The following is a 13,162-nucleotide window of genomic DNA, read 5'->3' on the forward strand; positions in this document are numbered from 1 at the left end:
CATTTTTTATTTCTTACGCCGTGTTACACTGAGGCCACTATCATATGGCAATGGAATCAAGGATATGCCATCTCATTTACCTCAGGGTTTTAGCCGCCCATTTCTTAAGATTTTTCATGCGTTAGAAGCGTTGCTCTTGGTCGCCATCACGTTAGCCACCCTGTTTGCGATGGTGGAAGAGTTCATCCATGTCTTTGAACAGAAGAGGGTGCTACTGACGGATATTCTATTGATGTTTATCTACTTAGAAGTACTCGCCATGGTGCAGCAGTTTGTGATGAACGGAAAAATCCCCGTGCGTTACCCCATCTATATTGCGATGATGGCCATTGCTCGTTACATCACTCTAGGTATGAAAGAGATGGATGCGATGTTGGTGGTTTGGCTGTCAGTAGCGGCATTTATTCTTGCCGCAGCCACGCTACTGATTCGTGTTGGTCACCATTACTGGCCATATGTTGATAGAAATACGCTGGAAAAAGATGAATAACCGGCGGAGTGATAAAGGTTAAAAAGAAAGGGGCGATAGATATCGCCCCTTTTTACGTCTCTTGAGATGTCACCGACAGTGACTATTCAATATTTTGGATCTGCTCACGCATTTGCTCAATCAGAACTTTCAGCTCAACACCAGATGCGGTGATGTCTGTGCTGATTGACTTAGAAGCCAGTGTGTTTGACTCGCGGTTAAACTCTTGCATCATAAAGTCTAAACGGCGACCGACCGCGCCACCTTTCTTCAAGATATTAGTGGTTTCTTTGACATGAGAGTCTAGGCGATCAAGCTCTTCAGCAACGTCTGATTTTTGTGCTAGTAGAATCAGTTCTTGTTCAACGCGTGAAGAGTCTAATTCAACTTTTGCGTCTTCAAGCTTAGTGAACAGACGCTCACGTTGCCATTCTAGAATCTCAGGCATGCGCGCACGCACTTTCACCACTTCTTCTGTGATGGCATCTAAGCGCTGAACGATAAGCGCTTTCATGTTTTCGCCTTCACGGCCACGCGCTTCGATAAACTCGCTAAGCGCAGCATCAAAAGCGGCCAGCAAATCTTTATTGACGGCGTCCATGTCTTGCTCTGGTGTTTCCATCACACCTGGCCAGTTCATGATTTGGAATGGGTTAAGACGGCTCTCATCACCAGACAATGCCATTACCTGATTTGCCGCGCTGATGACTTGTTTCGCCAAGTCTTCGTTGATGGTCAATTCGCCTTTTGCTGCTGGGTTGGCTTCAAAACGGAGCGCACATTCAACCTTACCGCGAGCAAGGCGCTTGCGAAAACGCTCACGCAATACTGGCTCTAGGCCGCGGAATTGCTCTGGCAAGCGGAAGTAGGTTTCCAGGTAGCGTTGGTTAACACTACGAATTTCCCATACGGCGCTGCCCCAATCGCCTTTTGCTTCTTTACGAGCATAAGCCGTCATACTGTAGATCATCGAATTTTCCTGTTTAATCATCTTTGAAAATAACGCGAGGCAATAGTAGCACAGATCTGAGACGGATAGCTTTGAAGAGCAAACTTCGCTATAATCCTGCTCCAACCAAAAACGTCTCCCCCTTCATATAAGGTAGATGCCAATGCGTCCAAACGATCGCAAGGCGGATCAAGTTCGCCCAATCAAAATTACTCGTAACTACACAGCTTATGCAGAAGGTTCTGTATTGGTCGAATTCGGCAATACAAAAGTACTTTGTAATGCGACCGTTGAAGAGAACGTTCCGCGCTGGCTAAAAGGTCAGGGTAAGGGCTGGGTAACCGCTGAATACGGCATGCTTCCACGCTCTACACATTCGCGTATGCGTCGTGAAGCGGCAAGCGGCAAGCAAGGTGGTCGTACGATGGAAATCCAACGTCTGATTGCTCGTAGCTTACGCGCGGTAGTTGACCTAGAAGCGATGGGCGAAATCATGGTGACGGTAGACTGTGATGTAATCCAAGCGGATGGCGGTACGCGTACTGCGTCTATCTCTGGTGCGAGCGTTGCGATGGCAGATGCATTCCAACACTTAGTAGAGAAAGGCAAGCTAAAAGCGAACCCAATGAAAGGCCATGTAGCTGCCGTTTCTGTGGGCATTCTAGGCGAAGACATTCTTTGTGACCTTGAGTACACAGAAGATTCAGCAGCCGATACCGACATGAACGTAGTGATGACTGAAGATGGTCGCATGATTGAAGTTCAAGGTACGGCAGAGGGCGAACCGTTCACCCACGCTGAGCTGATGAAGTTGCTGGAGTCGGCGACCAAAGGTATTACCGAGATCGTCGCGGCGCAGAAGGCGGCGTTAGAAAATTAATTTTTAGATAGCTCCCAATTGGGGGCTATTTTTTTATTTTCGTCATAGATAGCATTGCAGCGTTGTTAACTGCACGCTTTCCACCTAATCACATAGGTTCCCTATGCTCATAGGGCTGAAAGCGCTTGTTGCCTAGCTGCCAAGCCATCTATTTAGAAAATGTTTCTTTATGTTATGAACCGTCTAGAAAACTAGACCTTTTATTTAGAGAGAAAGTAATGAAAGCATACCAGCGTGAATTTATTGAGTTTGCACTAGAGAAAGAAGTCCTAAAATTTGGCGAGTTTACCTTAAAGTCTGGCCGTAAGAGTCCGTACTTCTTTAACGCTGGTCTTTTCAATACGGGTCGTGACTTAGCGCGTCTAGGTCGCTTCTACGCAGCAGCGCTAGCGGATTCTGGCATTGAGTTTGATGTGCTATTTGGCCCTGCGTACAAAGGCATCCCAATTGCGACGACGACAGCGGTTGCACTAGCGGATCACCACGATGTAGATACGCCATATTGCTTTAACCGTAAAGAAGCGAAAGATCACGGTGAAGGTGGCAACCTAGTGGGTAGCGCACTGGAAGGTCGTATCATGCTGGTGGATGACGTGATTACTGCGGGTACGGCAATCCGTGAGTCAATGGAAATCATCCAAGCAAATGGTGCAGACCTAGCGGGTGTTTTGGTTGCGATTGACCGCCAAGAGAAAGGCAAAGGTGAGCTGTCTGCAATCCAAGAAGTTGAGCGTGACTTTGGCTGTGCAATTATCTCAATTGTTAGCCTAACTGACTTAGTGACCTTCCTAGAAGAGAAAGGCACTGACGCAGAGCACCTAGAGGCAGTCAAAGCCTACCGCGCTGAGTACGGCATCTAAGTTGTTGAACCACTGGTAAGACTAAAAAGGCATCCTGTTGGATGCCTTTTTTGTTTTAACTAAGAGTTAATAGTTGTGTATGGGCTAGTCGATACACTTTATCCACGCTGATTGCGTCGATGGACTTCTTTTGCTCTGGTGGCGTGACAGTCCACGAGTGTTCATGGCTATAGAACCATTCCTGCATTGTTTTGTAGGGTGAGTTTTTCTCATTACTCCATCCCCAAACTGTGATAACCGGAGTTCCAACCATCTGGAAAATATGTCCGGGGCCACAATCATTGGTCACAGATAAGCAAGACGTCTTCGCGATGTTTATCAATTCTGGGACGCTCGGGCAAACATAGATATTTACGTCTTTCCTATTCATTTTTTTAGGGATATCCTTCTCTAGTACCGCCTCGTCGGGCCCGAGAATGATATTCACGCGATGGATGGTATCCGATGTTTTGGTTAGCTTGTCTGCAAGTTCCAAGTAATTGTTTATTGGCCACTTCTTGAAGTCACCTGCACCTCCACAAGGCAGTAAGGTAAGCGCGTCTAATCGACCATCTTCATTACTTTCTGTCAGTGTGCCAATGACTTCCGGTATAAAATTTGTGCCATGTACATTGTTTAAAAGTGATAGATGAGAGTTGGCAATGTACTGCAAGCCTTTAGAGATTTTAAAATGCTTGTCATAAAAAAAACGATGGTAGCTCTTGTCGCTGTGACCATAGGTTTTCTTGGTTTTACACAGCGCCATCGCTAAGTGCACTTTTTCTGAGCCGGAGTACAAGTTATAAATGTGGGTGTAATTATGCTTGTTTAACTGGCTGACAATCTTTGGCAGATTAAATGATTTATAGTTAACAAATTCATCGACAACACCCAGTGACGCAAAGTGTTTGCTGTTTTCCACTTTTGTCCATATTGATACCTTGGCATCAGGATAGACGGTTTTTAAACACGTGAGAAAAGGAATTTGCGTCATTACGTTTCCGAAGTGACGACGACTCGGAACAAATACGGCAATATTAGTCATACACTGTAATAGATAGCTTAAGTTAAGTTTTTATAGCGAACACCTTTTTCCAAAGATGCGTCCTGCATGGTTTTAAATCGTTTGTGTACCCACATCCATTGATCGAGTCCTCTTAAGATGACTTTCTCGATGGCTTGGTTCATCACAATTGCTGCACCTTCCGCATCCTTGCGCGGAAACGCAGCGCTAAACTCATCATCAACTTGAAGAGTATAGCTTGCTCCTTTTCTAAAGCTTGATGCTGTCACGACCGCGCATTTACTGGCATCTATGAGTACGCCAGTGCCAGATGTGGTACACGCATCTTCTACTGCAAAGAAAGGGACGAAAACGGAGTTACGACGGCCATAATCATGATCGGGCAAATACCACAAGCGGTCGCCTCTGCGTAATATTTTCAGCATACCTTTTACGTTCTTACGGTCTACCATTTTATTACCGCAACGTGTTCTTCCCCAGGTTTGGATAAAATCATACGCGGGGTTGTCATGTGGTCGATAAACGCCATATCCGGGTGCAAAGGTAGCGAATGCTCGGGCGGTTATTTCCAAATTAAGCGCATGTGTGCAAACAACTAAGACCCCTTTTTTGTTCTGATCCAACTCTATGATTGGTTCAATGTTTTGAAATTTGATAAGACGCTTGAAACGCCATTCAGGCCAAAACCATGCAATACCCGTCTCTATTAATGCCATGCCGGTATTTTTAAGGTTCTCTTCGGCCAGTTGCTCTCGCTCGGACTTATCCATTTCTGGAAATGCCAGCTCTAAGTTACGTCTAACAATGGCAACACGTTTTTTCGCAAACCTTGGTGCCAGTGAGCCAATACCACGACCGATGGCTAACAAGAGTCGGTATGGAAGCACAGTGACGACGAACGCGAGTAGGCCAAAGCTAAGCCAAACCCCCCAAAACTTAGGCAATAAAAAGTGTTTAGAGAATTGAGGTGAATAGGTCGTATTATCTTGATTCATAGTGGTTACTTAATCTGCGCACTAAGTAGTGCCCAATATTCTTCGAAATTAGCCGTCGGCTGATATTTAAAGTCAGAGCGAACAAAGCGATTCAAACTGCCCTCGACCTGACCTAGCAATTGAGCCGCCAAGATTTTTTCATCGACAGGGAAAGATTTACCTTCGCGTAGTTTTCTTTCACGAAGGATCTGACGCAATGACGTTTCGATACGCTCGTAGAGTTGGTTAATGCGCTCACGTAGTCGTTCGTTTTCAAACATCAGTGCGTGACCAGAGAGAATTCGACTTAAACCAGGGTTGCGCTCTGAGAAGGCTAAAATCAGCTGGAGTACAAGGCGAATGCGGGTTAGCGTGTCTTTTTCTTCATCTAAAATACGGTTGATACGCGACATTAAAGACTCTTCGATAAATTCGATGAGACCTTCAAACATGCGTGCTTTGCTAGGAAAGTGGCGATACAACGCAGCTTCAGAGACTCCCACCTGCTTGGCGAGTTTTGCCGTTGTGATGCGAGACGCGCCTTCATTGGACTCCAGCATCTCTGCAAGTGCCTGTAAAATTTCTTCTCGGCGGTTGGTTTTTCTTGTGCCTGCCATGAATACTTTCCTTTTTTACCCGTACTGAATAACGACTATAGGCTCGCCTAAACGAGCCTAAAGTCAAACAACCTTTGTGAAATGCTTTATTTTTTTGCTTATAGCTTGCCAGCGATGGTCATCATAATTTGACGAGCAATGAGCTGTTTGCTGGCAAGAGTAAGTGATTGCTCACCATCTTTCCAGTATACGGTGATTGCGTTATCGTTGCTATTAAAGCCTTGGCCTTCAAGCGAGACATCGTTAGCACAAATCATATCCAAATTCTTCTTGGCGAGTTTTGTGCGTGCGTAATGAGCGACGTCTTGTGTTTCTGCTGCAAAACCAACCGTAAACGGGCGAGATACTTCGAGCGCAGCTACCGACGCAATAATGTCTGGGTTTTTCACCATAGTGACGGTCATTTTGTCACTGTCATCGGTTTTTTTGATTTTCTGCTCAGCGATACTGTCAGGTCGATAATCAGCAACCGCTGCGCAGCCAATAAAGATATCGTGCTTGGTCGCTTGCGTCATTGCTGCCGTATGCATAGCTAGGGCGCTGTCTACGTTAATACGCTCAACGCCAAATGGGGTAGGTAAAGCAACGGGCCCTGCGATCAGGGTGACATTGGCGCCAAGTTGTTGCGCAGCCTGTGCTAGAGCAAAGCCCATTTTCCCTGAGCTATGATTGGAAATGTAGCGTACAGGATCAATCGCCTCTCGAGTTGGTCCGGCGGTAATCACAACAGATTTGCCCTCTAAAGGCTTGTCTGAGAAAAACTGCTCACAATGCTCAACCAGCTGCATGGGTTCTAACATGCGACCTGGACCGACATCACCACACGCTTGTTCACCCGCCGCTGGGCCCCAAATTGCCATACCACGACGTTGTAAGGTCGCGATGTTTTCTTGAGTTGCGATGTTTAAGTACATCTGTTGATTCATGGCCGGAGAGACAGCAATCGGTGCGTCGGTCGCTAAAACCAGTGTCGTTAGCAGGTCATTCCCCATGCCAGCAGACATACGAGCGATGAGATCCGCCGTTGCAGGTGCCAGCAAGACTAAGTCAGCCCATTTGGCGAGCTCAATGTGACCCATCGATGCTTCAGCCGCAGGGTCGAGTAAGCTGTCTGAGACGGGACGCCCAGAGACCGCCTGCATGGTCAGCGGAGTAATAAACTCTTTGGCTGCCTTGGTCATAACGACTTGTACTTCGGCTCCGCGCTCGATAAGACGACGAGTGAGCTCTGCACATTTATACGCCGCGATTCCGCCGCTGATGCCCAGTAGGATCTTTTTTCCCGCTAATGTTTGCATGAGGATCTCCGTAAATTTTGCTGCGCGATAAGATAACACGCCTCATGTTTATGTGCCTAGTGAGTGATTGGTGCACAATGTGGTACTGGTCACCAATACTACGACTTAGTGAGTAGTGACCGAAGGTGGGGAGTTTATATTGCCTCGCATTGACGATTATTGATCAGGATCTGTGGATGGTTTTACGAAACTCTGTAGCTCTGTTTTGTTATTGCCGAGCCAGTTATGCGATCCCTACCTTCTGAATCTATGCCGCGAGAGAAGTTGATTTCTCATGGCCCCCACGCTTTGACCGATGCGGAGTTACTCGCCATTTTTCTGCGAACAGGCACTAAAGGAATGAATGTTATTGAGCTATCGGACTTTTTGCTCAAAGATTTTGGCTCGCTACGTAAGTTGTTTGGCGCAAGCAAAGAGGAGTTTTGCCAACACAAGGGGTTGGGCACGGCGAAGTACGTTCAGTTACAGGCGGTGTTAGAGTTAACGCAGCGCTATCTATCTGAAACTTTGCAGAGAGGCGATGCATTAACCAGCCCTGAGCAAACCAAACTTTACTTATCAGGGCTGCTTAGAGATAAGCAAAGGGAAGAGTTTTATGTTCTCTATTTAGACAATCAGCATCGCGTTATTGTTGGAGAGTCGCTATTTCAAGGGACAATCGACGCAGCATCAGTTTATCCAAGAGAGGTGGTCAAACGCGCATTGGAGCACAATGCCGCAGCTTTGATTCTAGCCCACAATCACCCGTCAGGCGTTGCGGAGCCTAGCCAGAGCGACCGACGTATTACCCGGCGAATCAGTGACGCTTTGGCGCTGGTGGACGTTCGAATCCTGGACCATTTTGTCGTTGGTGATGGGGAGATTGTTTCCTTCGCAGAACGTGGTTGGATTTAAATCACATTTTTAGTTGTGAGTTCGCTGAATTCTGCTACAATCGCCCGACATTTTTTAGCACATAAATCAGCTCTGCCTAAAAAAGATCACGAAAACCTGTAAAAAGGATCTGTTCGGGTCTTGAGCAATGCTACTCAAGTTAGTATAATGCGCGACCTTTGATAGCCTTGTATGGGTTTCCATAGCGGTATAAGACCTCGACATTCTTCTTAGAGAACTAGAGAGGTTCGGCCACCAAGGTTGATATCGAGCTGAAACGATTTTGGAGAAGACATTCATGTCACGAGTATGCCAAGTAACTGGTAAGCGTCCAGTAACGGGTAACAACCGTTCACACGCACGCAATGCTACTAAGCGTCGTTTTCTGCCGAACCTACAAACTCATCGTTTCTGGGTAGAGAGCGAAAAACGTTTTGTTAAACTACGTCTATCTGCTAAAGGTATGCGTATCATCGACAAGAAAGGCATCGATGCTGTTCTTGTTGATATCCGTGCAAACGGCGTAAACGTTTAAGAGGAAATAGACAATGGCAAAGAAAGGCGTACGTGAGAAAATCCGTCTAGTATCTTCTGCAGGTACTGGTCACTTCTACACGACTGATAAGAACAAGCGTAACATGCCAGGCAAATTTGAGATCAAAAAGTTTGATCCAGTAGTTCGCCAGCACGTTATGTACAAAGAAGCGAAAATCAAGTAATTGATGCTTTTTTGAACTTCCCTCGGGAAGCGTGAATAGAAACCCAACCATAGCAATGTGGTTGGGTTTTTTATTATCTGCTGTTTGCTGATGGTAAGGAAAGCCGGCATCTCGCCTGATCCCCTCTTTTCTGCTATTTTTGAGTCAATTAACAGCAGAGAGCAAAAATAAAATGCGAGTTTCCCCTTCACGGCGCAGACGCTGGAACAATATTCTTATTCTGGGCATCATTGCATTTATTGGTTTGCTCAACTTACCTACGTTGATTAAAACCTACCTTATCGATGAGCCAGTGGTCGTAAGTTCACACCCTTATTTACTTAACCCTTCAGCAGACTTGCAAGCCTTACACTTTTCCAATTGGTCACTAGAGAAAAGCCAAGGTGAATGGAGAAGCTCTGTAGTTAGTGCTATCCCCCCGCAGGAGCTAGCGCAGCGTTGGCAAGGGTTGATTGGCACAGAAATTAGCCAAGATAACTTCGACAGTTTGAAGCCTCAGTTGAGTCAACCTCAATCCATTGAAGTGTGGTATGTCGATCAGGAAGAACCACAAAGGATCACGTATTATCAGACACCACAGTTTTGGCTGCTCAAAAGCTGGCAAGATAAGTGGATAGCCATTTCCGTTGATACTCGTTACCTTATGCCTGAGTAAAAGAGAACCCACTAGGAACTACAATGCCTGAATTACCAGAAGTCGAAGTGAGCCGAATGGGGATATCCCCACATCTTGTTGGAGAGACAATAGCAAAGCTGACTTTTCGCACACCTAAGCTTCGTTGGGACATCCCTCAAGAGTTGAAACAGCTAGAAGGTCAGCAGATCCGTAGCATTACCCGTCGAGCGAAATACCTTCTTATTGAAACGAATGCAGGATCAGCGATCGTTCACTTGGGCATGTCTGGCTCACTGCGAGTGCTGGATGCAGAGATCAAGCCGGGTAAACATGATCATGTGGATCTAAAGCTCACCAATGGAAAGGTACTGCGTTATAACGATCCAAGACGTTTTGGGGCATGGCTTTGGACGGAAGATGGTCATCACACTGTTCTTGAAAATGCAGGTCCTGAGCCGTTAACCGATGAGTTTAACGCAGACTACATTGCGTCAAAGGCGGTCAATAAGAAAGTGTCGGTAAAACAGTTCATTATGGACAATAAAGTGGTGGTTGGCGTGGGTAACATCTATGCCAATGAATCACTATTTAGTGCCAGAATCCATCCCACCAAGCCTGCTGGCAAGTTAACGAATAAGCAGTGGGCTTTGCTTGTGGTGGAGATAAAACAGGTTCTGGATACTGCCATTAAGCAAGGCGGGACCACACTTAAGGATTTTGCTCAAGCGGATGGTAAGCCCGGTTACTTCGCCCAAGAACTGCAAGTATACGGTAAGAAAGGGGAACCTTGCCCGGTTTGTGGTGGTCCAATCGAAGAGCTAAAAATAGGACAGCGGAATACCTTCTTTTGTCAGCAATGCCAGAAAAAGTAGAATAGAATCCGTTGCTTTTCGTAACGTTTTTAACGCCATTCAGACAAGGTTCATTTACTTTCGCCTATCCTAGGCTTGGGCGAATAGTGTAGAATATAGCCCCTTTTTGTGGTGAGTTGTGAGCAGTCACTGACACAACTCATCTATAGTGAAATTCGTACATAAGGTACCCTCCATGACAGAGCTTTCATCTGCGGTAACTTGCCCACATTGTGGACCATCAACAGAGAGTCAATCTGATGTCTTACTCTCTGTCCTTGTTCCTTATTTTAATGAAGAGGAAGTATTACCGGCTTTTCATGAAAGGCTAATGCCCGTATTGGATAGCATCGATGGATTGTGTGAGGTCATCTACATTGATGATGGCAGTAGTGACAAGAGTCAGAGCATTGTGGCTGGTTTTGAAAGCGAGAACAGCAACATCATCAGCCTGAATCTGAGTCGCAACTTTGGTAAAGAAGCCGCCATGAGTGCGGGTCTAGAGTATAGCCGTGGCCAGGTTGTCACTATCTTGGACGCGGATTTGCAAGATCCACCAGAATTGTTGCCAGAAATGCTTGAGAAATGGCGTGAAGGCTATGACGTTGTGAACATGCAGCGTAAAGAGCGTCATGGCGAGACTTGGTTTAAGCAAAAATCGGCGGCATGGTTCTATCGCGTCATGAATTCAGTATCGCAGATGGATGTCCCAGAGAACGTTGGTGATTTCCGTTTGCTAAGCCGCCGTGTTGTGGAACACATTAACCAGCTGCCAGAGCGTAATCGCTATATGAAAGGGCTGTTTTCATGGCCTGGTTTCAATACGATAACATTGCAATTTGAGCGAGACCCTCGCCTGGTGGGGGAAACCAAGTGGAATTACCTTAAGCTGATTGGTTTGGCGATTGACGGGATTTCATCTTTCTCTATTCGCCCATTGCGCCTTGCAACGCTGCTTGGTGCATTGATGGCGGTCGTGGCCTTCTTATACGGCTTTATCATTATTTGTAAAACCATTTTCTTGGGCGAACCCGTTGTCGGTTACCCATCAATGATGGTTGTTCAGCTTGGTTTAGGCGGTATTCAATTACTCTGTATTGGTCTAATGGGTGAGTACATTGGGCGAATTTTCATTGAAACCAAACGCCGACCACTTTACATCGTTCAATCGAACATTGAGAAAAAAGCGCAAGCATCACTGCAGAAAGATCAACCTGAGGAAAAATAACAGTGAATATTAAGATCACCGCCAAGCACCTATGGGGCTTATTGGCTGTCGCGTTACTTTTACGTCTGATTTCTTTGGGGCTTTATCCATTAATGGATACAACCGAAGCGCGTTATGGCGAAATGGCGCGACTTATGGTGGAAACAGGTAACTGGCTGACACCTCAGTTTGATTATGGTGTCCCTTTCTGGGGCAAACCGCCACTGTTCACTTGGATGAGTGCGACTGGCGTTGAGTTATTCGGCTTAAGTGAGTTCTCTTTGCGCGCACCACACTGGCTTGCCGCTGTTTTTGTTATCGCTTTAATCGGTTACATGGCTAAGCGTGAAGGCTTTAACTGGCTAGTTGCGTCTATTGTACTTGCGACGTGTGGTATTTTCTCAATTGCTGCTGGCGCGGTCATGACTGACATGGCATTAACGCTTGGTATGACGATGGCAATGGTCGGTTTTTACTACTGCTGGTTAGAAAAAGAGAAGGGCGGTATTAAGGATCATTGGGCCTATTTTGCCTTTGTTGGTCTAGCGATTGGTCTGCTTGCAAAAGGCCCTGTTGTGATTGTTATCATGGGCTTAGCCGTATTCCCATGGCTAGTTTTACAGCACGGTTTTATTGGTGCGTTTGTCCAACTATGGCAACGTTTCCCTATCGTTAAGGGCGTATTACTGATGCTCGCGATCGCGATGCCTTGGTACATTTTGGCTGAACGTGCAACACCAGGCTTCATTGATTATTTCATTGTGGGTGAGCACTTTAAGCGCTTTGTTGTCAGTGGTTGGGAGGGTGACCTGTACGGTAGTGCCCATGATGAGCCACGAGGCATGATCTGGTTATTCTGGCTGCAAAGTGCGGCGCCTTGGTCAATCGCGCTGCCGATTCTGGCGTGGTTCCGTCGTGCTCGCATTAAAGAGACCAATCAATCGAACAAAGGGCTGTTCTCGTTCGCGATTTTTTGGCTAATCTCGCCACTGCTGATGTTTACAATGTCAGGTAACATTCTTCCTGCATACGTGCTTCCTGGTATCCCTGCATTGGGGCTTCTTGCTGCGATCATGGTGATGGAAAAAGATTGGAAGTGGTTCAGTGTGGTGTCTCTGATTCTGCCTATAGTGCTATTCATTGCACTTATCCTGCTCAATACAGGGATGGAAAATAACAAGAGCGATCGTGCTTTCTATCAGGCGCAGACTGAGCAGCTAGATACCTACTATGCTCTGAGTCGTCCTTTCTCTGGACAATATTACAGCTTTGGTAAGGCTATTAAAGCTGAGAAACCAACAGAGATAGAAGCAACCGACTTTTACCTTATTGGTCGTGATAATCACGTTGGTGCCTTCATTAATTACCCTGGGTTTGATTGTCAGGTTGAGCTCGCACCAGTGAAATCACGCCGCAAAATGTACCGTTGTAGTACAGTGACAAATGAAACTAATTAAGTTTGCTTTTGTTGGAGGTATCGGCTTTGTTGTCGATACCTCTATTTTCACCTTATGCCTCCATGCGTTTGAATGGCCTTTGATGACGTCTCGCTTTATCGCATTCTTCTGCGCAGCGACGTCGACTTGGTTAGGTAATCGCTATCTGACTTTCTCTGCAACTTCGCAGCATGGTTCTAAACGTAAGCAATGGTTGAAGTTTATGACTTCAGCCTGTATTTCCGCTATTCCCAACTTCATTACCTTTAAGCTGTCATTAGAATTTTTCGGCAGCGAAGGGATATGGGCTTATGTTGCATTAGTGCTGGGTATTTTAGTGGGGATGATCAGTAACTATTTACTCAGCGATAAGTGGGTATTTAAGGCCAAATCTTAATTGAGTCTGCCTA

Annotated in this window: 16 protein-coding genes; 11 read left to right on the plus strand and 5 right to left on the minus strand. The window is 46.1% G+C overall.

What is annotated here, in order from left to right; translation table 11 throughout:
• Nucleotides 1–64: 64 nt before the first annotated feature.
• The gene (locus RJ47_RS12425; RefSeq protein WP_038213249.1) at nucleotides 65–490 is read left to right on the plus strand and encodes a phosphate-starvation-inducible protein PsiE; all 426 of its coding nucleotides are present in this window, start codon (nucleotides 65–67) and stop codon (nucleotides 488–490) included.
• A gap of 82 nt (nucleotides 491–572) precedes the next feature.
• Here RJ47_RS12425 and RJ47_RS12430 read toward each other — a convergent pair whose 3' ends face one another.
• Nucleotides 573–1,439, minus strand: a complete 867-nt coding sequence (locus RJ47_RS12430; RefSeq protein WP_039484134.1) for a YicC/YloC family endoribonuclease — start codon at nucleotides 1,437–1,439, stop codon at nucleotides 573–575.
• A 142-nt stretch (nucleotides 1,440–1,581) separates the two neighbouring features.
• Here RJ47_RS12430 and rph point away from each other — a divergent pair, with 142 nt between their 5' ends.
• On the plus strand, nucleotides 1,582–2,298 hold the full coding sequence (gene rph / locus RJ47_RS12435; RefSeq protein ID WP_004410877.1) for a ribonuclease PH: 717 nt from the start codon (nucleotides 1,582–1,584) through the stop codon (nucleotides 2,296–2,298).
• Nucleotides 2,299–2,516: 218 nt separating this feature from the next.
• Entirely contained in the window at nucleotides 2,517–3,158 is a 642-nt protein-coding gene (pyrE, locus tag RJ47_RS12440; RefSeq protein ID WP_005472617.1) for an orotate phosphoribosyltransferase, read from the plus strand.
• Nucleotides 3,159–3,213: 55 nt separating this feature from the next.
• Here pyrE and RJ47_RS12445 read toward each other — a convergent pair whose 3' ends face one another.
• The 4 genes from RJ47_RS12445 to coaBC all read right to left on the minus strand — a co-directional run bounded on the left by RJ47_RS12445 (nucleotide 3,214) and on the right by coaBC (nucleotide 7,050).
• Complete coding sequence (locus RJ47_RS12445) at nucleotides 3,214–4,131, minus strand: glycosyltransferase family 9 protein (RefSeq protein ID WP_052237948.1); 918 nt, start codon at nucleotides 4,129–4,131, stop codon at nucleotides 3,214–3,216.
• Between the two features lie 68 nt (nucleotides 4,132–4,199).
• Nucleotides 4,200–5,156, minus strand: a complete 957-nt coding sequence (gene lpxL / locus RJ47_RS12450; RefSeq protein WP_038213241.1) for an LpxL/LpxP family Kdo(2)-lipid IV(A) lauroyl/palmitoleoyl acyltransferase — start codon at nucleotides 5,154–5,156, stop codon at nucleotides 4,200–4,202.
• A gap of 5 nt (nucleotides 5,157–5,161) precedes the next feature.
• Nucleotides 5,162–5,752, minus strand: coding sequence for a nucleoid occlusion factor SlmA (gene slmA / locus RJ47_RS12455; RefSeq protein ID WP_038213240.1), 591 nt, complete (start codon nucleotides 5,750–5,752; stop codon nucleotides 5,162–5,164).
• Between the two features lie 98 nt (nucleotides 5,753–5,850).
• On the minus strand, nucleotides 5,851–7,050 hold the full coding sequence (gene coaBC, locus RJ47_RS12460) for a bifunctional phosphopantothenoylcysteine decarboxylase/phosphopantothenate--cysteine ligase CoaBC (RefSeq protein ID WP_038213239.1): 1,200 nt from the start codon (nucleotides 7,048–7,050) through the stop codon (nucleotides 5,851–5,853).
• Nucleotides 7,051–7,275: 225 nt separating this feature from the next.
• Here coaBC and radC point away from each other — a divergent pair, with 225 nt between their 5' ends.
• The 8 genes from radC to RJ47_RS12500 all read left to right on the plus strand — a co-directional run bounded on the left by radC (nucleotide 7,276) and on the right by RJ47_RS12500 (nucleotide 13,149).
• The gene (gene radC / locus RJ47_RS12465) at nucleotides 7,276–7,944 is read left to right on the plus strand and encodes a RadC family protein (protein ID WP_072016679.1); all 669 of its coding nucleotides are present in this window, start codon (nucleotides 7,276–7,278) and stop codon (nucleotides 7,942–7,944) included.
• Nucleotides 7,945–8,221: 277 nt separating this feature from the next.
• A complete protein-coding gene (gene rpmB, locus RJ47_RS12470) occupies nucleotides 8,222–8,458 on the plus strand; it encodes a 50S ribosomal protein L28 (RefSeq protein WP_004743834.1) in 237 nt (78 codons plus the stop codon).
• Nucleotides 8,459–8,471: 13 nt separating this feature from the next.
• A complete protein-coding gene (gene rpmG / locus RJ47_RS12475) occupies nucleotides 8,472–8,642 on the plus strand; it encodes a 50S ribosomal protein L33 (RefSeq protein ID WP_004410866.1) in 171 nt (56 codons plus the stop codon).
• Between the two features lie 172 nt (nucleotides 8,643–8,814).
• Nucleotides 8,815–9,297 carry a hypothetical protein gene (locus RJ47_RS12480; protein WP_039484137.1) on the plus strand — a complete coding sequence of 161 codons (483 nt, stop codon included), beginning with the start codon at nucleotides 8,815–8,817 and terminating at the stop codon, nucleotides 9,295–9,297.
• A 23-nt stretch (nucleotides 9,298–9,320) separates the two neighbouring features.
• A complete protein-coding gene (gene mutM, locus RJ47_RS12485; RefSeq protein WP_039484140.1) occupies nucleotides 9,321–10,130 on the plus strand; it encodes a bifunctional DNA-formamidopyrimidine glycosylase/DNA-(apurinic or apyrimidinic site) lyase in 810 nt (269 codons plus the stop codon).
• A 175-nt stretch (nucleotides 10,131–10,305) separates the two neighbouring features.
• On the plus strand, nucleotides 10,306–11,337 hold the full coding sequence (locus tag RJ47_RS12490; RefSeq protein WP_038140872.1) for a glycosyltransferase family 2 protein: 1,032 nt from the start codon (nucleotides 10,306–10,308) through the stop codon (nucleotides 11,335–11,337).
• 8 nt (nucleotides 11,338–11,345) lie between these two features.
• Nucleotides 11,346–12,773: an ArnT family glycosyltransferase gene (locus RJ47_RS12495; protein WP_039484215.1), complete on the plus strand. Its 1,428-nt coding sequence runs from the start codon at nucleotides 11,346–11,348 to the stop codon at nucleotides 12,771–12,773.
• Entirely contained in the window at nucleotides 12,760–13,149 is a 390-nt protein-coding gene (locus tag RJ47_RS12500; protein WP_038140873.1) for a GtrA family protein, read from the plus strand. Before RJ47_RS12495 ends, RJ47_RS12500 begins: the two co-directional genes overlap by 14 nt.
• Nucleotides 13,150–13,162 lie beyond the last annotated feature (13 nt).

The organism is Vibrio sinaloensis, assembly GCF_000808535.1.
GTDB lineage: Bacteria > Pseudomonadota > Gammaproteobacteria > Enterobacterales > Vibrionaceae > Vibrio > Vibrio sinaloensis_D.

What these genes read in the sequence shown, in the direction of transcription:
- rph (WP_004410877.1), top strand. Translation starts at nt 1,582, where the DNA reads ATGCGTCCAAACGATCGCAAGGCGGATCAAGTTCGCCCAATCAAAATT.
- mutM (WP_039484140.1), top strand. Translation starts at nt 9,321, where the DNA reads ATGCCTGAATTACCAGAAGTCGAAGTGAGCCGAATGGGGATATCCCCA.
- coaBC (WP_038213239.1), bottom strand. Translation starts at nt 7,050, where the DNA reads ATGCAAACATTAGCGGGAAAAAAGATCCTACTGGGCATCAGCGGCGGA.
- RJ47_RS12445 (WP_052237948.1), bottom strand. Translation starts at nt 4,131, where the DNA reads ATGACGCAAATTCCTTTTCTCACGTGTTTAAAAACCGTCTATCCTGAT.
- lpxL (WP_038213241.1), bottom strand. Translation starts at nt 5,156, where the DNA reads ATGAATCAAGATAATACGACCTATTCACCTCAATTCTCTAAACACTTT.
- RJ47_RS12430 (WP_039484134.1), bottom strand. Translation starts at nt 1,439, where the DNA reads ATGATCTACAGTATGACGGCTTATGCTCGTAAAGAAGCAAAAGGCGAT.
- rpmB (WP_004743834.1), top strand. Translation starts at nt 8,222, where the DNA reads ATGTCACGAGTATGCCAAGTAACTGGTAAGCGTCCAGTAACGGGTAAC.
- RJ47_RS12480 (WP_039484137.1), top strand. Translation starts at nt 8,815, where the DNA reads ATGCGAGTTTCCCCTTCACGGCGCAGACGCTGGAACAATATTCTTATT.
- RJ47_RS12500 (WP_038140873.1), top strand. Translation starts at nt 12,760, where the DNA reads ATGAAACTAATTAAGTTTGCTTTTGTTGGAGGTATCGGCTTTGTTGTC.
- slmA (WP_038213240.1), bottom strand. Translation starts at nt 5,752, where the DNA reads ATGGCAGGCACAAGAAAAACCAACCGCCGAGAAGAAATTTTACAGGCA.
- pyrE (WP_005472617.1), top strand. Translation starts at nt 2,517, where the DNA reads ATGAAAGCATACCAGCGTGAATTTATTGAGTTTGCACTAGAGAAAGAA.
- rpmG (WP_004410866.1), top strand. Translation starts at nt 8,472, where the DNA reads ATGGCAAAGAAAGGCGTACGTGAGAAAATCCGTCTAGTATCTTCTGCA.
- radC (WP_072016679.1), top strand. Translation starts at nt 7,276, where the DNA reads ATGCGATCCCTACCTTCTGAATCTATGCCGCGAGAGAAGTTGATTTCT.
- RJ47_RS12490 (WP_038140872.1), top strand. Translation starts at nt 10,306, where the DNA reads ATGACAGAGCTTTCATCTGCGGTAACTTGCCCACATTGTGGACCATCA.
- RJ47_RS12425 (WP_038213249.1), top strand. Translation starts at nt 65, where the DNA reads ATGCCATCTCATTTACCTCAGGGTTTTAGCCGCCCATTTCTTAAGATT.